General features: G+C 66.1%; 28 protein-coding genes and 1 other RNA gene. 20 read left to right on the top strand and 9 right to left on the bottom strand.

The window, feature by feature from the left end:
* The first annotated feature begins 41 nt into the window (after positions 1–41).
* The 6 genes from AC3WQZ_RS13565 (at position 42) to AC3WQZ_RS13540 (ending at position 5,818) form a co-directional block, all read left to right on the top strand.
* A complete protein-coding gene (locus tag AC3WQZ_RS13565) occupies positions 42–1,025 on the top strand; it encodes a LysR substrate-binding domain-containing protein (RefSeq protein WP_011614535.1) in 984 nt (327 codons plus the stop codon).
* A 103-nt stretch (positions 1,026–1,128) separates the two neighbouring features.
* On the top strand, positions 1,129–2,436 hold the full coding sequence (locus AC3WQZ_RS13560; protein ID WP_010813918.1) for a Glu/Leu/Phe/Val family dehydrogenase: 1,308 nt from the start codon (positions 1,129–1,131) through the stop codon (positions 2,434–2,436).
* Between the two features lie 266 nt (positions 2,437–2,702).
* Positions 2,703–3,602, top strand: coding sequence for a glutamate/aspartate ABC transporter substrate-binding protein (locus tag AC3WQZ_RS13555; RefSeq protein WP_010813917.1), 900 nt, complete (start codon positions 2,703–2,705; stop codon positions 3,600–3,602).
* A gap of 63 nt (positions 3,603–3,665) precedes the next feature.
* Complete coding sequence (locus tag AC3WQZ_RS13550) at positions 3,666–4,394, top strand: amino acid ABC transporter permease (RefSeq protein ID WP_010813916.1); 729 nt, start codon at positions 3,666–3,668, stop codon at positions 4,392–4,394.
* Between the two features lie 9 nt (positions 4,395–4,403).
* Positions 4,404–5,087, top strand: a complete 684-nt coding sequence (gene gltK, locus AC3WQZ_RS13545; protein ID WP_010813915.1) for a glutamate/aspartate ABC transporter permease GltK — start codon at positions 4,404–4,406, stop codon at positions 5,085–5,087.
* Positions 5,084–5,818, top strand: coding sequence for an amino acid ABC transporter ATP-binding protein (locus AC3WQZ_RS13540; RefSeq protein WP_010813914.1), 735 nt, complete (start codon positions 5,084–5,086; stop codon positions 5,816–5,818). Before gltK ends, AC3WQZ_RS13540 begins: the two co-directional genes overlap by 4 nt.
* A gap of 61 nt (positions 5,819–5,879) precedes the next feature.
* Here the strand turns inward: AC3WQZ_RS13540 and AC3WQZ_RS13535 are convergent, their stop codons facing one another.
* Complete coding sequence (locus AC3WQZ_RS13535) at positions 5,880–6,710, bottom strand: class II glutamine amidotransferase (RefSeq protein ID WP_010813913.1); 831 nt, start codon at positions 6,708–6,710, stop codon at positions 5,880–5,882.
* A 138-nt stretch (positions 6,711–6,848) separates the two neighbouring features.
* Between AC3WQZ_RS13535 and AC3WQZ_RS13530 the strand changes: the two genes are divergently transcribed.
* From AC3WQZ_RS13530 to rnpB, 5 genes are all read left to right on the top strand, one after another.
* The gene (locus AC3WQZ_RS13530) at positions 6,849–7,922 is read left to right on the top strand and encodes a tartrate dehydrogenase (protein WP_492300713.1); all 1,074 of its coding nucleotides are present in this window, start codon (positions 6,849–6,851) and stop codon (positions 7,920–7,922) included.
* Positions 7,919–9,226 carry a glycerate kinase type-2 family protein gene (locus tag AC3WQZ_RS13525; protein WP_492300711.1) on the top strand — a complete coding sequence of 436 codons (1,308 nt, stop codon included), beginning with the start codon at positions 7,919–7,921 and terminating at the stop codon, positions 9,224–9,226. Before AC3WQZ_RS13530 ends, AC3WQZ_RS13525 begins: the two co-directional genes overlap by 4 nt.
* A gap of 44 nt (positions 9,227–9,270) precedes the next feature.
* A complete protein-coding gene (gene pyrC / locus AC3WQZ_RS13520) occupies positions 9,271–10,305 on the top strand; it encodes a dihydroorotase (RefSeq protein WP_011614536.1) in 1,035 nt (344 codons plus the stop codon).
* Positions 10,306–10,325: 20 nt separating this feature from the next.
* Positions 10,326–11,153, top strand: a complete 828-nt coding sequence (locus AC3WQZ_RS13515; RefSeq protein WP_454749232.1) for a DUF3025 domain-containing protein — start codon at positions 10,326–10,328, stop codon at positions 11,151–11,153.
* A 34-nt stretch (positions 11,154–11,187) separates the two neighbouring features.
* Positions 11,188–11,528, top strand: an RNA gene (gene rnpB / locus AC3WQZ_RS13510) — RNase P RNA component class A.
* A 54-nt stretch (positions 11,529–11,582) separates the two neighbouring features.
* Here the strand turns inward: rnpB and AC3WQZ_RS13505 are convergent.
* Positions 11,583–12,005 carry an OsmC family protein gene (locus AC3WQZ_RS13505; protein WP_010813908.1) on the bottom strand — a complete coding sequence of 141 codons (423 nt, stop codon included), beginning with the start codon at positions 12,003–12,005 and terminating at the stop codon, positions 11,583–11,585.
* Positions 12,006–12,727: 722 nt separating this feature from the next.
* Here AC3WQZ_RS13505 and rplM point away from each other — a divergent pair.
* The 4 genes from rplM to erpA all read left to right on the top strand — a co-directional run bounded on the left by rplM (position 12,728) and on the right by erpA (position 14,775).
* Positions 12,728–13,156 (top strand): 50S ribosomal protein L13, encoded by a 429-nt coding sequence (gene rplM / locus AC3WQZ_RS13500; RefSeq protein WP_010813907.1) that lies wholly within the window; start codon positions 12,728–12,730, stop codon positions 13,154–13,156.
* A 12-nt stretch (positions 13,157–13,168) separates the two neighbouring features.
* Positions 13,169–13,561, top strand: coding sequence for a 30S ribosomal protein S9 (gene rpsI, locus AC3WQZ_RS13495; RefSeq protein ID WP_010813906.1), 393 nt, complete (start codon positions 13,169–13,171; stop codon positions 13,559–13,561).
* Positions 13,562–13,816: 255 nt separating this feature from the next.
* Positions 13,817–14,305, top strand: a complete 489-nt coding sequence (locus AC3WQZ_RS13490) for a bactofilin family protein (protein WP_436220829.1) — start codon at positions 13,817–13,819, stop codon at positions 14,303–14,305.
* Between the two features lie 101 nt (positions 14,306–14,406).
* A complete protein-coding gene (erpA, locus tag AC3WQZ_RS13485) occupies positions 14,407–14,775 on the top strand; it encodes an iron-sulfur cluster insertion protein ErpA (protein ID WP_010813904.1) in 369 nt (122 codons plus the stop codon).
* Between the two features lie 60 nt (positions 14,776–14,835).
* On the opposite strand, the gene AC3WQZ_RS13480 is transcribed toward erpA, so the two are convergent.
* On the bottom strand, positions 14,836–15,633 hold the full coding sequence (locus tag AC3WQZ_RS13480; protein ID WP_058697883.1) for a phytanoyl-CoA dioxygenase family protein: 798 nt from the start codon (positions 15,631–15,633) through the stop codon (positions 14,836–14,838).
* A 90-nt stretch (positions 15,634–15,723) separates the two neighbouring features.
* Here AC3WQZ_RS13480 and AC3WQZ_RS13475 point away from each other — a divergent pair, with 90 nt between their 5' ends.
* Positions 15,724–16,629 carry a LysR family transcriptional regulator gene (locus AC3WQZ_RS13475; protein ID WP_011614539.1) on the top strand — a complete coding sequence of 302 codons (906 nt, stop codon included), beginning with the start codon at positions 15,724–15,726 and terminating at the stop codon, positions 16,627–16,629.
* Here AC3WQZ_RS13475 and AC3WQZ_RS13470 read toward each other — a convergent pair.
* Positions 16,626–17,756 (bottom strand): anhydro-N-acetylmuramic acid kinase, encoded by a 1,131-nt coding sequence (locus tag AC3WQZ_RS13470; protein ID WP_492300710.1) that lies wholly within the window; start codon positions 17,754–17,756, stop codon positions 16,626–16,628. The genes AC3WQZ_RS13475 and AC3WQZ_RS13470 overlap by 4 nt on opposite strands.
* An 11-nt stretch (positions 17,757–17,767) precedes the next feature.
* Positions 17,768–19,159 carry a M23 family metallopeptidase gene (locus tag AC3WQZ_RS13465; RefSeq protein WP_011614541.1) on the bottom strand — a complete coding sequence of 464 codons (1,392 nt, stop codon included), beginning with the start codon at positions 19,157–19,159 and terminating at the stop codon, positions 17,768–17,770.
* Between the two features lie 245 nt (positions 19,160–19,404).
* On the opposite strand from AC3WQZ_RS13465, the gene tyrS reads away from it, so the two are divergent.
* The 4 genes from tyrS to AC3WQZ_RS13445 all read left to right on the top strand — a co-directional run bounded on the left by tyrS (position 19,405) and on the right by AC3WQZ_RS13445 (position 22,554).
* A complete protein-coding gene (gene tyrS / locus AC3WQZ_RS13460; protein ID WP_010813899.1) occupies positions 19,405–20,646 on the top strand; it encodes a tyrosine--tRNA ligase in 1,242 nt (413 codons plus the stop codon).
* 10 nt (positions 20,647–20,656) lie between these two features.
* On the top strand, positions 20,657–21,118 hold the full coding sequence (dtd, locus tag AC3WQZ_RS13455; protein WP_010813898.1) for a D-aminoacyl-tRNA deacylase: 462 nt from the start codon (positions 20,657–20,659) through the stop codon (positions 21,116–21,118).
* 51 nt (positions 21,119–21,169) lie between these two features.
* Positions 21,170–21,817 carry a YbhB/YbcL family Raf kinase inhibitor-like protein gene (locus tag AC3WQZ_RS13450; protein ID WP_010813897.1) on the top strand — a complete coding sequence of 216 codons (648 nt, stop codon included), beginning with the start codon at positions 21,170–21,172 and terminating at the stop codon, positions 21,815–21,817.
* Between the two features lie 62 nt (positions 21,818–21,879).
* Positions 21,880–22,554: a histidine phosphatase family protein gene (locus AC3WQZ_RS13445; protein ID WP_010813896.1), complete on the top strand. Its 675-nt coding sequence runs from the start codon at positions 21,880–21,882 to the stop codon at positions 22,552–22,554.
* Between the two features lie 2 nt (positions 22,555–22,556).
* Here the strand turns inward: AC3WQZ_RS13445 and AC3WQZ_RS13440 are convergent, their stop codons facing one another.
* The 4 genes from AC3WQZ_RS13440 to ruvB all read right to left on the bottom strand — a co-directional run.
* Positions 22,557–23,282: a queuosine precursor transporter gene (locus tag AC3WQZ_RS13440; RefSeq protein ID WP_010813895.1), complete on the bottom strand. Its 726-nt coding sequence runs from the start codon at positions 23,280–23,282 to the stop codon at positions 22,557–22,559.
* A gap of 166 nt (positions 23,283–23,448) precedes the next feature.
* Positions 23,449–24,033, bottom strand: a complete 585-nt coding sequence (locus tag AC3WQZ_RS13435) for a BPSL1445 family SYLF domain-containing lipoprotein (protein WP_010813894.1) — start codon at positions 24,031–24,033, stop codon at positions 23,449–23,451.
* Positions 24,034–24,077: 44 nt separating this feature from the next.
* Positions 24,078–24,671, bottom strand: coding sequence for a hypothetical protein (locus AC3WQZ_RS13430; protein ID WP_010813893.1), 594 nt, complete (start codon positions 24,669–24,671; stop codon positions 24,078–24,080).
* 202 nt (positions 24,672–24,873) lie between these two features.
* Positions 24,874–25,897: Holliday junction branch migration DNA helicase RuvB (gene ruvB, locus AC3WQZ_RS13425; protein WP_492300709.1), on the bottom strand; the 1,024-nt coding region annotated here is incomplete at its 5' end.

The raw sequence follows: 25,897 nt of genomic DNA, 5'->3' as shown, positions 1-25,897 counted from the left end.
CCAGGTGACGGCCCCCATGCCGCGGGTGGATAATCCGCGTCATGGAAATCAAATGGCTTGAAGACTTCGTCAGCCTGGCCGAGACGCACAGCTTCTCGCGCTCGGCCGAGCTGCGCCACGTCACGCAGCCGGCGTTCTCGCGCCGCATCCAGTCGCTGGAGGCGTGGGTCGGCACCGAGCTGATCGACCGCTCGAGCTACCCCACCAGCCTGACCCCGGCCGGCAAGGTGTTCTACGAGCAGGCGCTGGCCATGCTGGCGCAGGTCAGCGAGACCCGTGCGCTGATGCGCGGCCAGCGCTCGGCCAACGCCCAGGTGCTGGAGTTCGCGGTGCCGCATACGCTGTCGCTGACCTTCTTCCCGGAATGGCTCAAGGCGCTGGAGCGCAGGATCGGCACGCTGCCGTGCCGGCTGCGCGCGCTCAACGTCCACGACGCGGTGCTGATGCTGGTGGAGGGCGGCTGCGACCTGGTGATGGTCTACCACCACGCGCGCCAGGCGATCCAGCTGGATCCGGCCCGGTACGACATGCTGGTACTTGGTACCGAGCGGCTGTCGCCCTACAGCGTGCCGGACGCTGCCGGCAAGCCGCAATTCCGGCTGCCCGGCACCGACAAGAAGCCGGTGCCCTTCCTCAGCTACACGCCCAACGCCTTCCTCGGCCGCATGGTCGACCTGCTGCTGGCCGACACCTCCGAGGCGCTCAAGCTCGACAAATGCTACGAGACCGACATGGCCGAGGCGCTCAAGGTGATGGCGCTGGCCGGCCACGGCATGGCCTTCCTGCCCGAAAGCGCGGTGCGCGAGGACGTGGCCGCGGGCCGGCTGGTGCGGGCCGAGTCGGCGCGCGGGCTGCCGTTGTCGATCGACATGGAAATCCGCCTGTACCGCGAGCGCCCGGGCGAGAACGGCAACGAACGCCGCGCCGGGGCACGGCGCAAGCGCCAGCTGGTCGACCAGGTGTGGTCGACCTTGTCGGCGGCCCAGTCCGCCCAGCCGGCCGGCTCCCCGGTTTCCGCCAGATGACAACGTTATGCAGGTTTTGCATGACCGGATGAGCAAACGGCATTGGATTCGGGCGGGGCGCCAGCCCTAAGCTTGCGGGCATTCTTCACACCGGAACCAACCGATGTCTTCCGCAGCACCGACCAATATTGCTGGCCAAAAGCACGCACTCCCGTCTTACCTCAATGCCGACCATCTCGGCCCCTGGGGCATCTACCTGCAGCAGGTCGACCGTGTCACGCCTTACCTGGGCTCGCTGGCACGCTGGGTCGAAACCCTCAAGCGCCCCAAGCGCGCGATGATCGTCGACGTTCCCATCGAACTGGATAACGGCACCATTGCCCATTTCGAGGGCTATCGGGTGCAGCACAACCTGTCGCGCGGCCCGGGCAAGGGCGGCGTGCGCTTCCACCAGGACGTGACCCTGTCCGAGGTGATGGCGCTGTCGGCCTGGATGTCGGTGAAGAATGCCGCGGTCAACGTGCCCTACGGCGGTGCCAAGGGCGGCATCCGCGTCGATCCGCGCACGCTCTCGCACGCCGAGCTGGAACGCCTGACGCGCCGCTACACCAGCGAAATCAACATCATCATCGGGCCGAGCAAGGATATTCCGGCGCCGGACGTGAACACCAACGCCCAGGTCATGGCCTGGATGATGGACACGTACTCGATGAACTCCGGCAGCACGGCCACCGGCGTGGTGACCGGCAAGCCGATCTCGCTGGGCGGCTCGCTCGGCCGCCACGAAGCCACCGGCCGCGGCGTGTTCGTGGTCGGCTCCGAGGCCGCGCGCAATATCGGCCTGGAGATCAAGGGCGCGCGCGTGGCGGTACAGGGCTTCGGCAACGTGGGCGCGGTGGCGGCCAAGCTGTTCCATGAGGCCGGCGCCAAGGTGGTGGCGGTGCAGGACCACCGCACCACGCTGTTCGACCCGGCCGGCCTGGACGTGCCGGCGATGATGGAATACGCCTCGCACAGCGGCACCATCGAAGGCTTCCGCGGCGAAGTCCTGCGCACCGAGCAGTTCTGGGAAGTCGACTGCGACATCCTGATCCCGGCCGCGCTGGAAGGCCAGATCACGGTGCAGAACGCGCCCAAGATCACGGCAAAGCTGGTGATTGAAGGCGCCAACGGCCCGACCACGCCGCAAGCCGACGATATCCTGCGCGAGCGCAATATCCTGGTCTGTCCCGACGTGATCGCCAACGCCGGCGGCGTGACCGTGTCCTACTTCGAATGGGTGCAGGATTTCTCCAGCTTTTTCTGGACCGAGGAAGAAATCAACCAGCGCCTGGTACGGATCATGCAAGAAGCCTTCCGGGCAATCTGGCAAGTGGCACAGGACAACAAGGTGACGCTGCGCACGGCGGCGTTTATCGTGGCCTGTACGCGGATCCTGCAGGCGCGCGAGATGCGCGGCCTGTATCCCTGATCCGGGCACGGGAAACGGGATAAGGCACTGCCATGGTGCAATGCAATAATCGTCCCGCTCCCCATGGCTCATGACCGTCAGACGCGGTCTCCGGCAAGCGCCGGAGACCGCGTTGTCGTATCCGGACGCCGTGCGCAGTGATTGCCCTGAAGTGGGGTTCTAGGAGAAAACCCAGTTGTATTGCGGCGGATGCTGCGCAATACTGTTTCACCAGTGGGGGTTTTATCTCTAGAATCCCGCTTTCTCTTCATGGTCAAGGAGATGTTATGAATTTCGCCAAGCTGGCTGCCCTGATGATTGCCGGGGGCGTGATGTGCGGGACGGCACAGGCAGCTGAACAACTGACGGGCACGCTGAAGAAGATCAAGGACACCGGCGTCATCACGCTGGGCGTGCGCGAGTCGTCGATTCCGTTCAATTACAACCTGGGCGGCGTGCGTCAGGTCGGCTATTCCTACGATATCAACATGAAGATCGTGGAAGCCATCAAGGACCAGCTCAAGCTGCCGAACCTGCAGGTCAAGGAAATCCCGATCACCTCGCAGAACCGCATCACGCTGCTGCAGAACGGCACCATCGACATCGAGTGCGGCTCCACCACCAACAACCTGGAGCGCCAGAAGCAGGTTGGGTTCACCAACTCCATCTTCATCATCGGCACGCGCATCATGGTGAAGAAGGACGCCGGCATCAAGGACTGGGCCGACCTGAAGGGCAAGAACGTCGTCACCACCGCCGGCACCACGTCGGAGCGCCTGCTGCGCAAGATGAACGACGACCAGAAGCTGGGCGTGAACATCATCAGCACCAAGGACCATGGCCAGTCGTTCCTGACGCTGGAATCGGGCCGCGCGGTCGCGTTCATGATGGACGACGCGCTGCTGTACGGCGAGCGCGCCAAGGCCAAGAACCCGGCCGACTGGATCGTGGTGGGCAAGCCGCAATCGCGCGAGTCCTATGGCTGTATGATCCGCAAGGACGATCCGCAGTTCAAGAAGCTGTCCGATACCGTGATCTCCGGCATGATGAAGGACGGTTCGATCAACACCCTGTACACCAAGTGGTTCATGACGCCGGTGCCGCCGAAGGGCCTCAACCTGGACTTCCCGCTGTCCGAAGACATGAAGGCGTTGTTCAAGACGCCGAACGACAAGGCGCTGGACTGACCTGCCGTTGACAGCAGTGTGAAACGGAAGGCATGTCCTTCCGTTTCTTTTTGAGGACGCAACATGAACTACAACTGGCATTGGGCAGTTTTCCTCGAACAGGCCGCCCAGAACGAGACCTACCTGGACTGGATGATCTCGGGCCTGAAGGTAACGCTCGCCCTGGGACTCTCGTCCTGGGTCATCGCCCTGGTCATCGGTTCGGTGCTCGGCGTGCTGCGCACCGTGCCCAACAAGTGGCTGGCGGGCATCGCCGCCACCTATGTGGAAATCTTCCGCAACATCCCGCTGCTGGTGCAGCTGTTCATCTGGTATTTCGTCGCGCCCGAGCTGCTGCCCGGTGGCGAGGCGATCAAGCAGATGAACCCGTTCGCGCAGCAGTTCCTGGCCGCCATGCTGTGCCTGGGCACCTTCACCGCCGCGCGGGTCTGCGAGCAGGTGCGCTCGGGCATCAACTCGCTGGCGCGCGGGCAGAAGAATGCCGGCCTGGCGATGGGCTTCACGCTGCCGCAGACGTACCGCCACGTGCTGCTGCCGATGGCGTTCCGCGTGATCGTGCCGCCGCTGACTTCCGAATTCCTGAACATCTTCAAGAATTCGGCGGTGGCTTCGACCATCGGCCTGCTGGAACTGGCGGCGCAGGGCCGGCAACTGGTGGACTACACCGCGCGCCCGTATGAATCGTTCATCGCGGTCACGCTGATGTACGCGCTGATCAACGTGACGGTGATGCTGATCATGCGCTGGGTGGAAGCCCGCACGCGCGTGCCCGGCTTTATCGGCGGCAAGTAAGGGGGCGCCATGGCTTATTCCTTCGATTTCACTTCCATCACCCCTGCCACGCTCGAGGTCCTGGGCGAGGGCATGATGGTCTCGCTCAAGATCACCGTCACCGCGGTGGTGGTGGGCATCGTCTGGGGCACCATCCTGGCGATGATGCGGCTGTCGTCGTTCAGGCTGCTGAACTGGTTTGCGCAGGGGTACGTGACCATCTTCCGCTCCATCCCGCTGGTGATGGTGCTGTTGTGGTTCTTCCTGATCATTCCGCAGGTGCTGCAGAACCTGTTCAACCTGTCGCCGGCGACCGACCTGCGCATGACGTCCGCGCTGGTGGCCTTTGCGCTGTTCGAGGCCGCGTACTACTCGGAAATCATCCGCGCGGGCATCCAGAGCGTGTCGCGCGGGCAGATGTTCGCGGCGCAGGCGCTGGGCATGACCTATGGCCAGTCGATGCGGCTGGTGATCCTGCCGCAGGCGTTCCGCAACATGGTGCCGCTGCTGCTGACCCAGGGCATCATCCTGTTCCAGGATACGTCGCTGGTCTACGTCAGCGCGCTGGCCGACTTCTTCGGCCAGGCCTACGGCATCGGCGAACGTGACGGCCGCATCGTCGAGATGCTGCTGTTCGCCGGCGTGGTGTACTTCGTTATCTGCTTCTCCGCTTCGCTGCTGGTCAAGCGTTACCAGAAAAAGGTGGCTGTATGATCGAAATCAACAATGTCTCCAAGTGGTACGGCGCCTTCCAGGTGCTGACCGACTGCACCACCAAGGTCGCCAAGGGTGAAGTGGTGGTGGTATGCGGCCCGTCCGGGTCGGGAAAGTCCACGCTGATCAAGACCGTCAACGCGCTTGAGCCGTTCCAGAAGGGCGATATCCTGGTCGACGGCACCTCGGTGGGCAATCCCAAGACCAACCTGCCCAAGCTGCGCTCGCGCGTGGGCATGGTGTTCCAGAACTTCGAGCTGTTCCCGCACCTGTCGATCACCGAGAACCTGACCATCGCGCAGATGAAGGTGCTCGGCCGCTCCAAGGACGAGGCGATGGCCAAGGGCCTGAAGTACCTGGACCGCGTGGGCCTGAAGAGCCAGGCGGAGAAGTACCCCGGCCAGCTGTCGGGCGGCCAGCAGCAGCGCGTGGCGATCGCCCGTGCGCTGTCGATGGACCCGATCTGCATGCTGTTCGACGAGCCGACTTCGGCGCTGGACCCGGAGATGGTCAACGAAGTGCTGGACGTGATGGTGCAGCTGGCGCAGGAAGGCATGACCATGATGTGCGTGACCCACGAAATGGGCTTCGCGCGCAAGGTGGCCAACCGCGTGATCTTCATGGACCAGGGCAAGATCGTCGAGGACTGCGAGAAGGAGGAGTTCTTCGGCAATATCGAACACCGCTCCGAGCGCGCCAGGCAGTTCCTGTCGAAGATCCTGCATCATTGACCGGCCTGGCAGGGCAAGCAGAAAGGGACGCCTCGGCGTCCCTTTTTTCGTTCCCGATGGCTCAGGTGCAGGCCGTGTTGGCCGCGTTCTTCGCCTGCACTTCAGGCGGGATCGGCACCGTCAGCGTCATGGTCGGGTGCCCGTCCTCGAACATGATCAGCTCGCCCGGGGCGAAGCGGGTCCAGGTCTCGTTGTCGGTCAGCGGCTGGGTGGCGATCACCGCCACGCGGTCGTCCGGTGTGGTGACCTGGGCGAAGTCGATCGACAGGTCGGCGTCGATCAGGTGCGCGGTCGAGAACGGCCACTGCCGCACGATGTAGTACAGGTGCGTGGAGCAGTGCGCGAACTGGGCCTGGCCGTTGCACAGCAGGTAGTTGAACACGCCATGCAGCGTGATCTCGCGGGTGATGTCGGCCAGCGCATGGCACAGCTCGTTCAGCGGCGGCTGCGAACCCGGGAAGCGCTTGCGCAGGCCCTGCATCAGCGTGCAGAAGGCCAGTTCGCTGTCGGTATCGCCCACTGGCTGGTAGACGCCGGACAGGAACGGGGTGAAGCCCTTCAGGTCGCCGTTATGGGCAAAGATCCAGTGGCGACCCCACAGCTCGCGCATGAAGGGGTGGCAGTTCTCCAGCAGCACGGTGCCCTGCGTGGCCTTGCGGATATGCGAGATGACGTTCTTGGACTTGATCGGGTAACGCTTGATCAGGTCTGCCACCGGCGAGGTGCCGGCGGACTGGTTGTCGATAAACAGGCGGCAGGCCTTGTCCTCGAAGAAGGCCACACCGAAGCCGTCGGCGTGATGGTCGGTCAGGCCACCACGCGCGGCAAAGCCGGTGAAGGAGAACGTCACGTCGGTCGGCGTGGCGCAGTTCATGCCTAGCAGCTGGCACATATCGGGGCACCGGTCGGCAGCGGGCTGCCGCTTTGCAATAGAATGCAGACATTATCCCGCGCACCCGGGCCGCTGCCAAGCAGCGTCGGCCGGCCGCGCGCGGCGACCGGCCATCCTGCACGTATCTCCCCAATAACCATGCGCCAATACAAGATCGCCGTGATTCCCGGAGACGGAATCGGCACGGAAGTCATGCCCGAGGGCATCCGCGTGATGGACGCCGCGGCGCGGCGCTTCGGCATCGACTTCCAGTGGGACCACTTCGACTTTTCCAGCTGCGACTACTACGCCCGCCACGGCAAGATGCTGCCGGACGACTGGTTCGACACGCTGGTCAAGTACGACGCCATCTACTTCGGCGCGGTGGGCTGGCCTGATGCCGTGCCTGACCACGTCTCGCTGTGGGGTTCGCTGCTGCAGTTCCGGCGCTCGTTCGACCAGTACGTGAACCTGCGCCCGGTGCGGCTGATGCCCGGCATCAGGAGCCCGCTGGCCGGCCGCCAGCCTGGCGATATCGACTTTTATGTGGTGCGCGAGAACACCGAGGGTGAATACTCCAGCATCGGCGGGCGCATGTTCCCGGGCACCGAGCGCGAGATCGTGGTGCAGGAAACCGTGATGAGCCGCACCGGCGTCGACCGCATCCTGAAGTTTGCCTTCGAGTTGGCACAGAAGCGGCCGAAGAAGCACCTGACGTCGGCGACCAAGTCCAATGGCATCTCGATCACCATGCCGTACTGGGACGAGCGCGTCGAGGCGATGGCGGCCAGCTACCCCGGCATCAAGGTCGACAAGTACCACATCGACATCCTGACCGCGCATTTCGTCCAGCATCCGGACTGGTTCGACGTTGTGGTGGCCAGCAACCTGTTCGGCGACATCCTGTCCGACCTGGGCCCGGCTTGCACCGGCACCATCGGCATCGCGCCGTCGGGCAATATCAACCCCGACCGCACCTTTCCCAGCCTGTTCGAGCCGGTGCACGGCTCGGCCCCGGATATTGCCGGGCGCGGCGTGGCCAACCCGATCGGCCAGATCTGGTGCGGCGCCATGATGCTGGAGCACCTGGGCCATGAAGCAGCCGGCACCGCCGTACTGGGCGCGATCGAAAAGGTGCTGGCCGCGGGCCCCGAACACGCGCCGCTGACGCGCGACATCGGCGGCAAGGCCGGCACTGCCGACCTGGGCCTGGCTATCGCGGAGGCGCTGTGAGCGCGGCGGTCGCGGGCGATCCCCGCGCCTTGCTGCTGGACAGCTTCCACGCGGCGGTGGCGGCGGCCGATCCGCTGCAGATCGTGGCGCAGCACCTGCCACCCCCGCACGCGGGCGGCCGCACGCTGGTGGTGGGCGCGGGCAAGGCCGCGGCGTCGATGGCCGCGGCGGTCGAGCGTGCCTACGCTGGCAAGGCCACGCTGGAGGGGCTGGTGGTCACGCGCTACGCCCACGGGCTGCCGACCGACCATATCCGCGTGATCGAGGCCGGCCATCCGGTGCCCGACGAGGCCGGCGAGCAGGCCGCCGCCGATATCCTGGCCAGCGTGCAGTCGCTGACGCCGCAGGACCGGCTGCTGGTGCTGGTGTCAGGCGGCGGCTCCAGCCTGCTGTCGCTGCCGGCCGAAGGCATCCCGATGGCTGACCTGAAGGCCGCCACTCGGGAACTGCTGCGCTGTGGCGCACCGATCACCGAGATGAATATCGTGCGCAAGCATGTCTCGCGCATCCAGGGCGGGCGGCTGGCGCAGGCAAGCCGTGCGCCGGTGACCACGCTGATCGTCTCGGACGTGGCCGGCGACGATCCCAGTGCGATCGCCTCGGGCCCGACCGTGGCCGACCCGAGCACCTTTGCCGATGCGCTGGAGATCCTGCGCCGCTGGGGCGCGCAGGTGCCGGCCAGCGTGCAGGCACACCTGGAGTGCGGCGCCCGCGGCGACGTGCCGGAGACGCCCAAGCCGGGCGATGCACTGTTCGCCCGGGTCGACCACCGCATGATCGCCACTGCACATGGCAGCCTGCAGGCGGCCGCGGCGCTGTTCCGCGAACGCGGCATCACCCCGGTGGTGCTGGGCGATACCGTGACCGGCGAAGCGCGCGAAGTGGCCCGCGTCTACGCCGCGCTGGTGCGCGAGATTCGCGCGTACAATGCGCCGTTTGCCGCGCCCGTGGCGCTGATTTCCGGAGGTGAGTGCACGGTCACTTTGCCTGCCGGCGGTGGCGCCACGAAGGCACGGGGCGGGCGTTGCTCCGAATTCCTGCTGTCGCTGGCGGTCGAGCTTGACGGCATGCCCGGCGTGCATGCGATCGCGGCCGACACCGACGGCATCGACGGTTCGGAAGACAATGCCGGTGCGCTGGCCGATCCGACCACGCTGGCGCGCGCCGCGGCCGCCGGCCTGCCGGGACTGCGCCAGCTGGACGGGCACGACGCCTGGGGCCTGTTCGATGCCATCGGCGACCTGGTAGTCACCGGCCCGACGCGCACCAATGTGAACGACTACCGCGCCATCCTGATTCTCTGATTTCGACGAACGCCAGCCGCCGCCGCGGCAGGCCCAAGCTAGCCATGACCCAGAAGCTCACCATCACCCGCCCGGACGACTGGCACCTGCACCTGCGCGACGGCGCGGCCCTGGCCGCCGTGCTGCCCGACACCGCGCGCCAGTTCGCCCGCGCCATCATCATGCCCAACCTGAAGCCGCCCGTGACCACGGTGGCGCAGGCGCAGGCCTACCGTGCCCGCATCCTGGCGGCGCTGCCGGCCGGCCTGCAGTTCGAGCCGCTGATGACGCTGTACCTGACCGACAACACCACGGCCGAAGAGATCGCCGCGGCCAAGGCCAGCGGCTTTGTGCACGGCGTCAAGCTGTACCCGGCCGGCGCCACCACCAACAGCGACGCCGGCGTGACCGATATCCGCCGCTGCTACCCGGCGCTGGAAGCGATGCAGCGCGCGGGCCTGCCGCTGCTGGTGCATGGCGAGGTGACCGACCCCAGCATCGACATCTTCGATCGCGAAGCCGTCTTTATCGACCGCGTGATGACGCCGCTGCGCCGCGACATGCCCGAGCTGAAGGTGGTGTTCGAGCACATCACCACCAAGGATGCGGCCGAATACGTGCGCGACGCCAGCGGCCCGGTCGGCGCCACCATCACCGCGCACCACCTGCTCTACAACCGCAACGCCATCTTCACCGGCGGCATCCGCCCGCACTATTACTGCCTGCCGGTGCTCAAGCGCGAGACCCATCGCGAGGCCCTGGTGGCGGCCGCGGTCTCGGGCAGCCCGCGCTTTTTCCTGGGCACCGACAGCGCGCCGCACGCGCGCGGGCTGAAGGAGCACGCCTGCGGCTGCGCCGGCTGCTATACCGCGCTGCACGCGATGGAGCTGTATGCCGAGGCCTTCGACGCCGCCGGCGCGCTGGACAAGCTGGAAGCCTTTGCCAGCTTCAACGGCCCGGCCTTCTACGGCCTGCCGCGCAACACCGGCACGCTGACGTTGGAGCGCGAGGACTGGGAACTGCCGGCCGAGCTGCCCTATGGCGACACCACGCTGGTGCCGCTGCGCGGCGGCGAGACGCTGCGCTGGAAGGCCCGCTAAACCCTGCTGCGGCCTTGCCCATGCAGGCGCAAGCGGGCGACGAGCCCTTCGTCGCCGCGCTGGCCGGGATCGACTGGTCCCGGCCGTGGTTCCAGCTGTTTGCTGCGCAGGGTGCCGCGCTCGCTGCGGCGGTGCAGGGCGGCGCCGATCTGCGCGCGCTGCTAAGTGCGCATGCAGCCCAACTCCGCCTGTGCAATGCCCGCGGCCTGCCGCTGCGTTTCATTGCCCAGCATGCCTTGCCGGAAGGCAGCGCCTATGAGGCGCATATCCATGCCACCGGCGAGATCCCGACCCGCGACAATCTCCACGATTTCTTCAACGCGCTGACCTGGCTGCATTTCCCGCAAGCCAAGCGCGTGCTCAACCAGATCCAGGCCGAGGTCATTGCGCGCGAAGGCGTGCAGACCACGCGCGGCAGCGTGCGCGATGCGGCGACCCTGTTCGACGAAAATGCGGTGCTGTTTGTCAGCACCGACCAGGACCTGGCGGATGCGCTCAAGGGGTTTGCGTGGCAGCGGCTGCTGGTCGAATCCAGGCCGGCGTGGGGCAGGGCCTGCACGGTGGTGCCGTTCGGCCATGCGCTACTCGAAAAACTGGTGCAGCCGTACAAGTCGGTCACTGCCCATGCATGGGTGCTGCCGCTGGCGCCGCAGCAGGCGGCAGGCCCGTGGCTGGACGTCATGCTGGCGCAATCCCTTGCCGCTGCGGCCCAGGCTGGCGCGCTGCGCGGCGGGCGCAGTTTTGCGCCGCTGCCGGTGATGGGTATTCCGGGCTGGTGCGACGATAACGCCGAACCTGGCTTCTACGCCGATACCTCTGTGTTCCGCCCAGGACGGCGCGCCGGCTGAAGGCGCCGCCAATCGGTGTTAGACTGCGGGCCGCAAAGCAGGCCAGGCAACCGCTGCCTGCACCGCAAGGTGCAGGGGGAGGAAAGTCCGGACTCCACAGGGCAGGGTGTTGGCTAACAGCCATCCACGGCAACGTGCGGAATAGGGCCACAGAGACGAGTCTTGCCGCCGGGTTCGCCCGGCGGGAAGGGTGAAACGCGGTAACCTCCACCTGGAGCAATCCCAAATAGGCAGGCGATGAAGCGGCCCGCTGAGTCTGCGGGTAGGGAGCTGGAGCCGGCTGGTAACAGCCGGCCTAGAGGAATGGTTGTCACGCACCGTTTGCCGCAAGGCGGGCGGGGCGCACAGAATCCGGCTTATCGGCCTGCTTTGCTTCTTCTTCCGGCATGACCCGGCGCCACCACGGCGTACCGGGTCTGCATCTTCCTTTCAGGCTTCGACGATTTCCATCGTGTGCGTGATCTCGGCCGTCTTGGCCAGCATGATCGACGCCGAGCAGTACTTTTCGTGCGACAGCTTGATGGCACGCTCGACCGTGGCGGGGTTGAGATTCTTGCCGGTCACCACAAAATGGAAGTTGATGCGGGTGAAGACTTTGGGGTCCTCGCCGGCGCGCTCGGCCTGCAGCTGCACGCTGCAGCCGGAAACGTCCTGGCGGCCGCGCTTGAGGATCAGCACCACGTCATAGGCGGTGCAGCCGCCGGTGCCGAGCAGCACCATCTCCATCGGCCGCGGTGCCAGGTTATGGCCGCCGCCGTCGGGCGCACCGTCCATCGCCACGATATGGCCGCTGCCGGTCTGGGCCACGAAGCTCATGCCGTCGGCACCCATCCATGTCACTTTGCATTCCATTTTGTTCGTTCCTGTCGTTTATATTGTGTGCTTCCGATCACAGACGCATGATCTCGAATCTTGCAATTCTCAGTATATGGCATCGCCCAGCTTGGGTTGCTGACGCCCAAATCCCTATGAAATCTGAGGGTTTCCTCTAGTATGACAGCTCAATGACATGCCTTGATTTTTCGTAAATCATTGATTTTTAATAGAAATACCCTGTCTGGTGCGTCACGTTTTTCTTTCCGCAATACGAAATTGCATTTCGCAGTACAAATTTTCCTTGCACTGGGGAAAACCCCATGTATAATTTGAATCATTGAACGACGGCACTGACAGCGCGCCAGAGTGCGAAAGCGAAGCCCCAGGGCAAGCCGCACCGCCCGCCAGTCCCTCCGTCGATCTCCCAGTGTCTCCTCCACCCTCCTCCTTTGGTGGATTCAAACCCAAGCTCAACCGCTTGGGTTTTTTTTCGCCCCTGCGTTCTGGCGCGCTAAGCACTGAAAAGCGCGCGACGCTGCCCTGGTTTGGGCCCGCGATGGCGGCGACCTTGACGAAAAGGTCAGTCTTTGCTTGTGCGGTTCCGGTAGCCGCCAGTATAATGGAAGGCTTTCCGTCATACCCGCGGAAGAAAGAGCAGGATCAGGCCAGCCCTCACGGGCCAGCCACAAGACTTGCAGGGGCGAGTACAAGCCTTCGCGAGTCGGATTTCGGGTACGAACTAATAGTCAGGAAAAATCATGAAGACCTTTTCCGCCAAGCCTCATGAGGTAAAGCGCGACTGGTACGTGATTGACGCGACGGACAAAGTCCTCGGCCGTGTCGCCAGCGAAGTGGCACGCCGTCTGCGCGGCAAGCACAAGCCGGAATTCACTCCGCACGTCGACACGGGTGATTACATCATCATCGTCAATGCAGCCAAGCTGCGTGTCACGGGTACCAAGGAAACGGACAAGAAGTACTATCGCCATTCGGGCTACCCGGGCGGTATCTACGAAACGACGTTCGGCAAGATGCAGCAGCGTTTCCCGGGCCGTGCCCTGGAAAAGGCTGTCAAGGGCATGCTGCCGAAGGGTCCGCTGGGCTACGCGATGATCAAGAAGCTGAAGGTTTACGCCGAAGCCGAGCATCCGCATGAAGCGCAGCAGCCCAAGGCGCTGGAAATCTAAGGAGGCCAATCCATGATCGGTAACTGGAATTACGGTACTGGCCGCCGCAAGAGCGCTGTGGCTCGTGTCTTCATCAAGTCGGGCAAGGGCGATATCATCGTCAACGGCAAGCCCATCAAAGAGTATTTCGCTCGCGAAACCTCGCTGATGATCGTGCGCCAGCCCCTGGAACTGACCGCTCACGCTGAAACGTTCGACATCAAGGTCAACGTGACCGGCGGTGGCGAAACCGGCCAGGCCGGCGCAGTGCGCCACGGCATCACCCGCGCCCTGATCGACTACGATGCGACCCTGAAGTCGGCCCTGTCGAAGGCTGGCTACGTCACGCGCGATGCACGTGAAGTCGAGCGTAAGAAGGTCGGCTTCCACAAGGCGCGTCGTCGCAAGCAGTTCTCGAAGCGCTGATGCGTTTTCGCAGGTCCGGTACTGCCGGATCTTGCGAGACCAAAGAAACCGCACGCTGGCCGTGCGGTTTTTTTTCGCCTGCAGGGTACGGAAATACTCTGGCCTGCCGAAAAAGCGATTGGGCAGCCATACTTTTGTGGGGTATGGGCTGCGCGCGGCTACAATCACGCCCTGTCGCCATCGGCAAGTGCTGCTTGCCGGCGCGAATGCGCCACGGCCGGAGGGTTCGGCACGAACGAGAGAGGAGTGAGAGTGATGCTGTTTTCGAAAAAGAAGGGCCTTTCGATCGATACTCTGATCGGCGAAGACACCGCCGTCGACGGCGACCTGGTATTTGCGGGCGGCCTGCGCCTGGACGGCCGCGTGCGCGGCAACGTCACTGCGGCGCCGGGCAAGCCGAGCATGCTGGTGGTCAGCGAAAAAGGCATGGTCGAGGGCGAGATCAGCGTCGGCCACCTGGTGCTCAACGGCACCGTCAAGGGCCCGGTGCAGGCCACCGACCTGCTCGAACTGCAGCCGCATGCCCGCGTGCTGGGCGACGTGCGCTATGCGGCGCTGGAAATGCACCAGGGCGCGCTGGTCGAAGGCCGCCTGATGCCGCTGGTGCAAGGCGAGATCAAGGCGCTGCCGAACCTGGTCGAGGCGGCGCCGGCGGTCGAAGTGACGGAAGCGGCGGACGAGGCTGCTGTCACGGACCGCGCAACGCCCGCTGCCGACACCCAACCCACTGAAAAGGCCGCCTGAGCGGCACCCGCCATGCCGGGAACCCCTTGAAAACACAGGGTTTCGGCACGATCTTTCAGTAGCGCTTAGAATACAGGCGTATCTAAACAGGAGAACCCCCCATGAACGCAGTCGCAGAGGCACCCGTTACCGAGGACGTGCCGGCACCGTTCGTCTTTACCGACAGCGCCGCCGACAAGGTCAAGCAGTTGATCGAGGAAGAGGGCAATGCCGAACTGAAACTGCGCGTGTTCGTGCAGGGCGGCGGCTGCTCCGGCTTCCAGTATGGCTTCACCTTCGATGAGGAAGTCAACGAAGACGACACCACCATGGTCAAGAACGGCGTCACCCTGCTGATCGACTCGATGAGCTACCAGTACCTGGTCGGCGCCGAGATCGACTACAAGGAAGACATCAACGGCGCGCAGTTCGTGATCAAGAACCCGAATGCCTCGACCACCTGCGGTTGCGGCTCGTCGTTCTCGGTCTGACCGGCACCGGCCCAGAAAAAAAACGCACCTTCGGGTGCGTTTTTTCTTTTCCGCGATGGCTTACCGCGCGGCGCGCCAGACCACGGGAAACCAGTCTTCGCGCATGCGCTCGCCGGTCTGCTGATCGATGCCGGGAAAGGGCGGTGAGGTGCGCCCGGGCCGCTGCATGAAGCGCACGTCGTCGCCCAGGAAGCGCGCCGAGAACGCTCGCCGGCGCCCGCTGCCGGTATTGCCGGCAGCGCCATGCACGGTACGGAAGTCGAACACCACGGCATCGCCTGGCTCCAGTTCCGGTGCGAGCAGGGTGTAGCTGCCGTCTTCCACGTCCGGCATCTCCATGAAGGCGTCGTTACCTCCATAGAAGTTCTCGTTGCTGGCCCAGCGCTTGGGCCGCACCAGCCGCGCCCAGCGGTGCGAGCCGGCCACCACGCGCAGGGTATTGGCCTGCGTCACCGGGTCCAGCGGGATCCAGTAGCTCGCGGTCTGGGTGCCGTCGACACAGTAGTAGGGCAGGTCCTGGTGCCACGGCGTGGGCTTGGCCGTGCCGGGCTCCTTGACCAGGATGTGTTCGTGGAACACCTGCACCGCCTGCGACTGCATGATGCGCCCGGCAATGGCAGCCGCCGGCGACTGGCGGATAAAGTCATCGAACGGCGTAATGCGCTGCCAGTTGCAGTAGTCCTCGAAGAAGCGCCCGCTTTCGCCGGGCCGTACGTTCTCGATGGCGAAGGGGCCCGGCTCGGCCAGGTTCTGCGCAAAGCCGTCGCGCAGCCGTTCGACCCAGTCGGTGAAAGCGCCGCGCAGCACCAGCACGCCGTCGCGCTGGTAGGTGTCGATGTGTTCCTGGGTGATGTTCATGGCGATATTGTGTGGGGGCGATGTGCCCAGTATCCCCATGCATTGGGGATAGGAAAAGCATATATTTCCTATGTTGCGATATAGGAAATCATGATCCCCTTCTCTTTCCGCCAGCTCGAATACTTTGTCGCCGCAGCCGAGCACGGCAGCATCAGCGCGGCGGCTCGCGCGCGCCATGTGTCGCAGCCGTCTGTCTCCACCGCGATCGCGCAGCTGGAAGACACTCTGGGCGAGCCTCTCTTCAGGCGCCAGGTCAGCCGTGGGTTGTCGCTGACGCCCGCCGGTCAGCGCCTGCTGGGGCGGGCACGAGACATCCTTGCGCTGGCGGCCGGCCTCACCGTGGACGACGCCACCGGCCGGGGGTTGACCGGCCAGCTCTCGCTGACCTGCTTCCAGGACCTCGGGCCGTACTTTGTGCCACGTCTGCTGGCGGGGCTGCGCCGGCACCATCCGGGCATCTCGGTGACCTTGTTCGAGGCCGACCTGGCGACCGTCCACCGCACGCTGCAGGCGGGCAAGGCCGAACTGGCGCTGACCTATGAACTGGGGCTCGATGCCCGCACCGAGCGCCGCACGCTTGCGGAACTGGCACCCTATGCGCTGCTGCCCGCCGGCCATCCGCTGGCAAGCGGCACCGATGTGAGCCTGGCCGACCTGGCCGGCGAACGGCTGATCCTCGAGGACATCCCGCAGACGCGCGAGTACTTCCTGTCGCTGTTCTGGGCGCATGGCCTGCACCCGGTGCTGCACCAGTACACGCAGACCTTCGAGATGCAGCGCGGACTGGTGGCGCACGGCTATGGCGTGGCGCTGTCGTGCACGCGCCCGGCCGGCGACCACAGCTACGACGGCGTGCCGATCGCGTGCCTGCCGCTGCGCGAGCCGGTGACGCCGCAGCGCGTGGTGCTGGCGCGCTCGCCGGCCATGCGGGCCTCGCCACTGGCACAAGCGTTCATGGATTGGGTGGAGGCGGGCGGCGCGATGCGCCTGCCTTAGCGCGGATAGATCGCGCCCAGCACGCGCGGCCCGGCGGCGCCGGTCACGGTGGGCACGTTGCCGGGCAGGCGCAGCAGGCACTGGCGTGCCAGCCAGGCAAAGGCGATGGCTTCGACCTGCGACACCGGCACGCCGTAGTCATCCGAGGTCTCGATGGCCACGCCGGGCAATGCCTGCGTCAGTCGTGCCATCACGAACGCATTGCGGGCGCCGCCGCCGCAGACGATCAGGCGGCGCGCATCAGGCGCATGGGTGCGCATGTCGCGCGCGATGGCCTCGGCAGTCAGCGCGGCCAGTGTCGCCTGCACATCGGCAGGCGCGAGGTGTTGGAACGAGGCGAGACGGGCTTCGAGCCAGCCAGGATGGAACAGGTCGCGCCCGGTGCTCTTGGGCGGTGCTGCGCTGAAGTAGGGCTCGGCCAGGCACTGCGCCAGCAGCGCGGCGTCGACCCGCCCGCTGGCGGCCCAGTCGCCGTTGCTGTCGAAGGGAAGCCCGCGGTGGCGGCCGACCCAGTAGTCGAGCAGCGCATTGCCCGGGCCGCAGTCAAAGCCGCTGACGGCGCCGCCCGCCGCGGGCAGGATGCTGATATTGGAGATGCCGCCGATATTGCAGGCAACGCGGGTTTCGGCGTCGCTGCCGAACAGCGCATGGTGCAGCGCCGGCACCAGCGGCGCGCCCTGGCCACCGGCGGCGAGGTCGCGGCTGCGGAAGTCCGCCACCACGTCGATGCCGGCGAGCTCGGCCAGATGCGCCGGATGCTGGCTTTGGCGGGTGTAGCCGATGCCGTCGTACAGGCCCGGCCGGTGGCGGATAGTCTGGCCGTGGGCGCCGATGGCGGCCACCGCGGCCGCGTCGACCTGGGCCTCGCTCAGCAGTGCCGCCACGCAGTCGGCGTAGACCTGCGCCAGTGCATTGGCTGCCAGCGCCTCGCGATGGATCTCGTCCTCGCCCGGCTGCTGCAGGGCAGAGAATGCCGCGCGCAGCGTGTCGGGGAAAGGCCGGCTGGCGGCCGCCAGCACGGCGGGCCGCGCGCCGCTGAAATCCACCAGCACTGCGTCGGCACCGTCCATGCTGGTGCCGGACATGATGCCGATATAGCGTTCGCTGCCAGGCACGGGCTGGGTCACGATGGGCGCGGTCAGTTGGAGGCGGTCAGCACGTTGTAGGTGCGCAGCGCATTGATGCGGCTGAGCAGCCCGCTGGTGTAGGTCAGGAATTCCTGGCGCGACTTGCCGGTCAGCGTCGGCGATTCCATCAGCGTGATGGTCAGCGGGTTCTGCGGCACGTCGTTGAAGCGGAACTCATAGTGCAGGTGCGGGCCGGTGGCCCAGCCGGTCGAGCCGACATAGCCGATCAGCTGGCCCTGGCGCACCGGCTGGCCCTGGCGCATGCCGGCAAAGCCGGACAGGTGCGCGTAGTAGGTCGAGTAGCCGTTGGCGTGGTTCAGGATGACGATATTGCCGTAGCCGTTCTGCTGGCCCACGAACTCGACCACGCCGTCGCCGGTGGCCAGCACCTTGGTGCCGGTCGGGGCGGCGAAGTCCACGCCCTTGTGCTGCGCCCAGTCATGATGCAGCGGATGCTCGCGGCCGCCGAAGCCCGACGACACGCGCGAGAATTCCACCGGCGAACGCAGGAACGGCCGCTTCATGCTGCGCCCGTCGAAGGTGTAGTAGGCGCCGCCGTCCTTGCTGTCTTCGGGCGCGAACCACAGCGCCTGGTGCAGCTGGTTGCGGTTGATCAGCTCCAGTGCGACCACGCGGCCGTTGCGCACGAAGGTGCCGTCGCGGAAGCCCGCTTCGTAGATGATGCGGAAGCGGTCGCCGCTGGCGATGTCGTGGTGGAAGTCGATCACGCCGGAGAAGATCGACAGCATCTGCTGCACGACTTCGTCGGGCACGTTGGCCGCGTCCATGGCCTTGAAGAAACCGCCCGCGGAAATCGCGCCCGAGGCCATCTCATAGTGCACGTCATTGTCGACGCGCTGCACCTTGGCCTTGTAGGTGGCGGCGGTGTTGTCGCTGGCCGCGCGCACGCGTTCGATCACCAGCTCGCGCGAGGCGGCTGCGTCGCCGCCCAGGTTGGCCTGCAGCGACACCAGCGTGTTGCTTTCGTCGATCTCCGCCTGCACCGCCTGGCCGGGGTTCAGGTTGAACAGGCCGCGCGCGGTCGGGTTCTTGACGATGAACGCCTGCGCGTCGGCATCGTCCACGCCCAGCCGCTTGAGCAGGCTGGCGATGGTGTCGCCGCGCTGCATGCGTTCTTCGCGCACGTAGACGGCCTGGCTGTCGGTAAGCTGTTCAAGTTGCTCGCGCACGTCGGGCATGCGCAGCGCCTGCTGCGTGCGCGGTGCGAGCGGATCGTCAAAGGCGCTGCGCGGCGCAACGCCCATCGCCGCGGCCATGCCGAGCGTGAAGATTGCGCCCACCGAGGCCGTCAGTTGTTTGCGCCGCCGCGCGTGCTGGGGGTTGGTCGGATCGACAAGAACCACCAGCTCACGCGCGAAAACTTCGCGGAGTCTGGACCACATCACGTAAAATTCAACCTTGGTCTGAGCACCGCTGCCGGGGACGATGTGTCTCGTCTGCCTTCCTCCCCCGAGGTGCGGCGCGGGCTCTTCACTGTTATTTGGCCGCCTGCATTGCTGCATAAAGTGGCGGGTGGCGCACTGGAAAGGCTTCCGTAGGCGCCGGGAATCGTGGATTATACCAAAATCCGGCCCTGGCGGCTGTCAGGAAATTTCCTAAAATTTCAAGTATTTCAAAGACTTACGTCATGACTGAAGTTGCCACGGGCCCCACGGCCAAATACCCCCTGACGCCGTCGGTGATGCAGGCCCTGGAAGTCTCCAAGCGAGGCTGCGACGAACTGCTGATCGAATCCGAATGGGCGCAGAAGCTGGCGCGCAGCGAGGCCACCGGCGTGCCGCTGCGCATCAAGCTGGGCCTGGATCCGACCGCGCCCGACATCCATATCGGCCATACCGTGGTGCTGAACAAGCTGCGCCAGCTGCAGGACCTCGGCCACCAGGTGATCTTCCTGATCGGCGACTTCACCTCGACCATCGGCGATCCGTCGGGCCGCAACAGCACGCGCCCGCCGCTCACGCGCGAGCAGATCGAGGCCAACGCCCAGACCTACTACCGCCAGGCCAGCCTGGTGCTGGACCCGGCCCGCACCGAGATCCGCTACAACAGCGAGTGGTGCGATCCGCTGGGCGCGCGCGGCATGATCCAGCTGGCGGCCAAGTACACCGTGGCGCGCATGATGGAGCGCGACGACTTCACCAAGCGCTTCCGCTCCGGGATTCCAATCTCCGTGCATGAGTTCCTGTACCCGCTGATGCAGGGCTATGACTCGGTCGCGCTCAAGTCAGACCTGGAGCTCGGCGGCACCGACCAGAAGTTCAACCTGCTGGTCGGGCGCGAGCTGCAGAAGGAATACGGCCAGGAGCCGCAGTGCATCCTGACCATGCCGCTGCTGGTGGGCCTGGACGGCGTCGAGAAGATGTCCAAGTCCAAGGGCAACTACGTCGGCGTGACCGAAGCGCCCAACGAGATGTTCGGCAAGCTGATGAGCATCTCGGACGACCTGATGTGGCAGTACTACACGCTGCTGTCGTTCCGCCCGCTGGCCGAGATCGAGCTGATGAAGCAGGAAATCGCGCTGGGCCGCAATCCGCGCGACTGCAAGGTGCTGCTGGCGCAGGAAATCGTGGCGCGCTTCCACAGCCAGGCCGATGCCGAGAAGGCGCTGGAAGACTTCAACCACCGCGCCCGCGGCGGCGTGCCGGACGATATCCCGGCAGTGAGCCTGACTGGCGCGCCGCTGGGCATCGCGCAGCTGCTCAAGCAGGCCAACCTGGTGCCGTCCACCTCGGAAGCCAACCGCAATATCGAGCAGGGCGGCGTCAAGATCGACGGCGCCACGGTCAGCGACAAGGCCACCAGGGTGGCAGCGGGCACCTATGTCGTGCAGGTGGGCAAGCGCCGTTTCGCGCGCGTGACGCTGGCCTGAGGCGGCCGGGATGATCGCGCTGATCCAGCGGGTGGCCCAGGCCCGCGTCACGGTCGAAGGCCGCACCACCGGTGAAATCGGCGCCGGCCTGCTGGCGCTGGTCTGCGCCGAGCGCGGCGACACCGAGGCGCAGGCCGAGCGGCTGCTGGCCAAGATGCTGTCGTACCGGGTGTTTTCCGATGCTGCCGGCAAGATGAACCTGCCGGTTCAGAACATGGACGGCAACGGCAACGCCGGCGGGCTGCTGGTGGTGTCGCAGTTCACGCTGGCGGCCGATACCAACAGCGGCACGCGGCCGAGTTTCACGCCCGCTGCCTCGCCCGAGGACGGCCGGCGCCTGTACGAGCATTTCGTGGCGCAGGCGCGCGCCGCCCATCCGCAGGTGCAGACAGGCGAGTTCGGCGCGATGATGCAGGTCAGCCTGGTCAACGACGGCCCGGTCACCTTCTGGCTGCGGGTGCCGCCGGCCTGAACAGATTCCAAGCTGCCGCGCCCCGGCGCGGTACCAAGACAGGAGAGACAAATGAAACTCTGGAGCAAGTCCTTCAACGACAACGCGCCGATTCCCGGCGAGTTCGCCTTCTGCGTGCCCGACGCCGCCGCCCACGTGGCCCTGTCGAATAACCGCAATCCCGACCTGCGCTGGGAAGACGCCCCGGCCGAGACGCGCTCGTTCGTGCTGATCTGCCACGACCGCGACGTGCCCAGCAAGGGCGACGACGTCAACCAGGAAGGCCGCGAAGTGCCGGCCGCGCTGCCGCGCGTTGACTTCTTCCACTGGGTGCTGGTCGACATCCCGCCGGGCCTGACCTCGATCGCGGCGGGCTCGCACAGCGACGGCGTGATCGCGCGCGGCAAGCCGGGCCCCGAAGCCACCGGCGGCACCGCCACCGCGGGCGGCCTGCGCCACGGCATCAACGACTACACCGGCTGGTTCGCCGGCGATGCCGACATGAAGGGCGACTACTACGGCTATGACGGCCCGTGCCCCCCGTGGAACGACACGCTGCTGCACCACTACGTGTTCACGCTGTATGCGCTGGACATCGACCGGCTGCCGCTCGATGGCACCTTCACCGGCGCGCAGGTGCGCGAGGCGATCCAGGGCCATGTGCTGGCGCAGGCCAGCCTCACCGGCACTTATACGCTGAACCCTAATCTGGCGAAATAACGTCTGGCCGGGGGCGCCCGCCGCGGGGCGCCGGCCTCAAAGGAAATCCCGAAGGAAACGGCATGTCGCAAAGCCCCGGGCCGCATTCGCTGGCCTATACCCACCTGATCGTGATCCGCCACGGCGAAACGGCCTGGAACCGGGAGCGCCGGCTGCAGGGCCAGCTCGACATTCCCCTGAACGAGACCGGCCGCGCCCAGGCGCGCGCGCTGGCCACGGCGCTGGCGGGCGAGCCGATCGATGCGGTCTATGCCAGCGACCTGTCGCGTGCGATGGAAACCGCTGCGCCGCTGGCCGAGGTGCTCGGGCTGCAGGTGCGCCCCGATGCGCGCCTGCGCGAGCGCAGCTACGGCACGCTGCAGGGTAAGACCTACGCCGAAGTAGCCGAGCACCTGCCCGAGGATTTCGCCCGCTGGCAGGCGCGCGTGCCGGACTACGCGCCGCCTGAAGGCGAGTCGCTGCTGGGCTTCCATGAGCGCGCGGTCGAGGTGGTGCTGGCGCTGTCGCGCCGGCACCCCGGCGAGCGCATCGCGCTGGTGGCGCACGGTGGCGTGCTTGACTGCCTGTACCGCGAGGCCACCGGCATGACGCTGGAAGCACCGCGCCAGCATGAACTGCTCAATGCCAGCGTCAACCGGCTACGCAGCGACAGCAGCCACCTGACGCTGGCGCAGTGGGGCGATGTCAGCCACCTTGAAAACCTGGCGCTGGACGAGGTGGACCGGCGCGTGCCTTAGCGCTACACGCGGACGCGGAACGGGGTGAAGTCGGTATTGCGGTCGAAATAATCCTCGTTCTCGGCCCGCTTCAGGAACCCGACCACCTTGTACGTCACCGGTGTCATCACCACTTCCCAGCCGGTCTTCAGCACGTACTGCGCCACTGCCACCTGGATCACCTTCTCCAGCGGCCAGATGCCGTAGAACGCGATCACGTAGAACAGCGACGAGTCGACCAGCTCCCCGGCCAGCGTAGAGCCGATCGTGCGCGTCCACAGCCACCTCCCCGAGGTCCACAGCTTCATCTTGGCCAGCACGTAGCTGTTGGTGAAGCTGCCGCAGCAGAAGGCGATCAGCGAGCCGAGCGCAATCCGCCAGGTGTTGCCGAACACGTCCTGCAGGCTTTTCTGGTAGTCCGCCATGAAGGGCGCCACCGGCATGTTCAGCACCACCAGGCTCATGAAGGTGGCGAAAGCCAGCGCGGCAAAGCCGGCCCAGACCACGCGCCGGTCGCGGCCGTAGCCGTAGACCTCGGTCAACACGTCGCCGAAGATGTAGGAGATCGGGAAGAACAGCACGCCGGCGCCGAAGGTCACCGTGCCGATCACGGGCAGCGTCACCTGTGCCGCCTTGGCCGCGCCGATCAGGTTCGAGCACAGCAGCACGGTGACAAAGGCCACCATGACGAAGTCATAGTAACGGTAGACGCGGCCAGCGGGGCCTGCGCTGGCGGGGATGGCGGACATGGGGGCTCCCGGTCGGACGCGCTGGCGCGCGGTGTTTTGGGCGCGATTATGCCAGCGGACCCCGGATTCTGCCGCGGCATGCGCAAGCGTTGCTGCGGCCGCCTGAAATGAAAATTCCCGGCCGAAGCCGGGAATTTCAGGTGGAGCGGCGCAGCCGGTGGCCGGGTCAGATATCCAGCTTGCTGATCTTGGAGCCGTTTACCGAGACGTCGAACATCAGGCCGGCATTGGTCTGCACGAAGGCAATCACCGGCTGCTGGCTGGTCAGGGTGTCGAGCCTGCCGTCCGCGCCGACCTTGGCCACCGCCACGTTGGCATCGGCGCCGGCGGTCCAGCCCTTGCTGGCAACAAACTTGTTGTAGGCCTCCGGGGTCATGAACATGATGATGACGGCCTTGGACTGCCCGCCGGCGGTCAGCCCGACCGAGGCCTGCGTCGTGCTGTAGTAGCCGACCGTCGCGCCCTTCGATCGCAGCGCACCCTCGCCGTACTCGCCGCCTACCACCAGGCCGGCCGAGATGACACGCGGGAACACCAGGACTCCTTGCGCACGCTGCGCCAGGTCGCGTGCGCCGGGGTTGGCGGAGAACAGCCGGTTCAGCGCTCCGTCCACCCCTGCATCGATTTCCTGCTTCTTGGCGACCGGGTCCTTCGAGGCGCTGGTGCCGGTGGTGGTGCAGCCTGCCGCCATTGCGGTGGCAACGAGCAGGCCCGATCCGGCAACCCGGGTAACAAAGTGGCGACGATTCATAGGTAACCTCCTGATGGGAAAAGTACCGCGTCTGGCTCAGTGGCTCAGTTGGCTGCGGCTGCCGCGGGTGCCTTGACCGTAATGGCCACGACTTCACGGTAGACGATCTTGGCCATCTGGCCCTGCTTGATGCCGTTCAGGTCGATGGCCGGATCCTGCACTTTCACGGTGCGCAGCGTCTCGCGCGGACCGCGGAAGGTGATCAGGCGCTTGGCCGGGTCGACCTTGGTGATCTGTGCGGTCACTGTGGTGGTGATCTCGCGCATGATGCCGGGCTTGCCGCCCTCGGCGGCGCGCGTGGTGCGGTCGACCGATTCGGCCAGTGCGGTGGCCTTGCTGTCGACCGGCTCAAGCGCGGCGACCAGCGCGGCGCCACGCGCCACGGTGAGGATGTCGCCCTTGCGGATCTGGCCAAAGTTGCGGGCCTCGTCGCCAGCCACCAGTTCGACCACGTTGCCGCGCGGGCCCTGGACCAGCACGGCCTTGGATTCGGGATCGATATCGACGATCTTGCCGCTGATGACCGCCTCTTCGGCCACGCCGACCGGCGCCGGCGGGCGCTGGGCGTTGGCACTGCCGGCGGCGAACGCGGTGGCGGCGAGGGCTGCGGCGAGCAGGCTGGACGAATGGCGAATCATTGGCTTTCCTTGACGTATTTGTGAAGGTGCCGTGCCTGGCGGGGCGCGGCCATCGCAGCACCGGGCCGGTGCCGATAAAGCCATTGTGGACAATCGGCCACGGGCCAGCAATCCACTTCGAAAAAATTTGGAGCGCGAAATTAAAACGTTTAATTGGTGCTGCGCCGGGGCCCTGCCAAGGCGCTGTTGCTGCTTCGTGCTGTCAGGCGTCGCCGAACAGTTCGCTGGCGCCGCTGCCTTGCGGGTTGGCCAGGCCGAAATGCCGGTAGGCGGCAGCCGTGGCCACGCGCCCGCGCGGCGTGCGCTGCAGGTAGCCTTGCTGGATCAGGTAGGGCTCGAGCACGTCCTCGATGGTGTCGCGCTCCTCGCCGATGGCCGCGGCCAGGTTGTCCACGCCCACGGGGCCGCCGCCGAACTTGTGCAGCACGGCTTCCAGCAGCTTGCGGTCCATCAGGTCGAAGCCGACGCTGTCCACGTCCAGCATGGCCAGCGCCGCGTCGGCCATGGCGCGAGTGATGTTCCCGTCACCCTTGACCTCGGCGTAGTCGCGCACCCGGCGCAGCAGCCGGTTGGCGATACGGGGCGTGCCGCGCGCGCGCCGGGCGATCTCCAGCGCGCCCTGCGGGTCGATACGGGCATGCAGCAGCTGCGCCGAGCGCGTGACGATGCGGGCCAGCTCATCGGCGGTATAGAACTCCAGCCGCGCCACGATGCCGAAGCGGTCGCGCAGCGGGTTGGTCAGCATGCCGGCACGCGTGGTGGCGCCCACCAGCGTGAACGGCTGCAGGTCGAGCTTGACCGAGCGCGCCGCCGGGCCCTCGCCGATCATGATGTCGATCTGGTAGTCCTCGAGCGCCGGGTACAGGATCTCCTCGACGACCGGCGAGAGCCGGTGGATCTCGTCGATGAACAGCACGTCGTTGGCTTCCAGGTTGGTCAGCAGCGCGGCCAGGTCGCCCGGGCGCTCCAGCACGGGGCCCGAGGTCTGGCGCAGGTTGACGCCCATCTCGCGCGCGATGATGTGGGCCAGCGTGGTCTTGCCCAGGCCCGGCGGGCCGAACAGCAGCACGTGGTCCAGCGCCTCGCGCCGGTTGCGCGCGGCGTGCATGAAGATATCGAGCTGCCCGCGCACCTTTTCCTGGCCGACGTACTCGTCCAGCAGCTTGGGCCGCAGCGCGCGCTCGAACGCCTCCTCCTGCGACGAGGCGGGGGTGGCGGCAATTACG

This window comes from Cupriavidus sp. FW305-26 (assembly GCF_058787975.1).
Note: the sequence above shows the minus strand (reverse complement) of the source record. Positions and strands in the feature narration are given on the sequence as shown.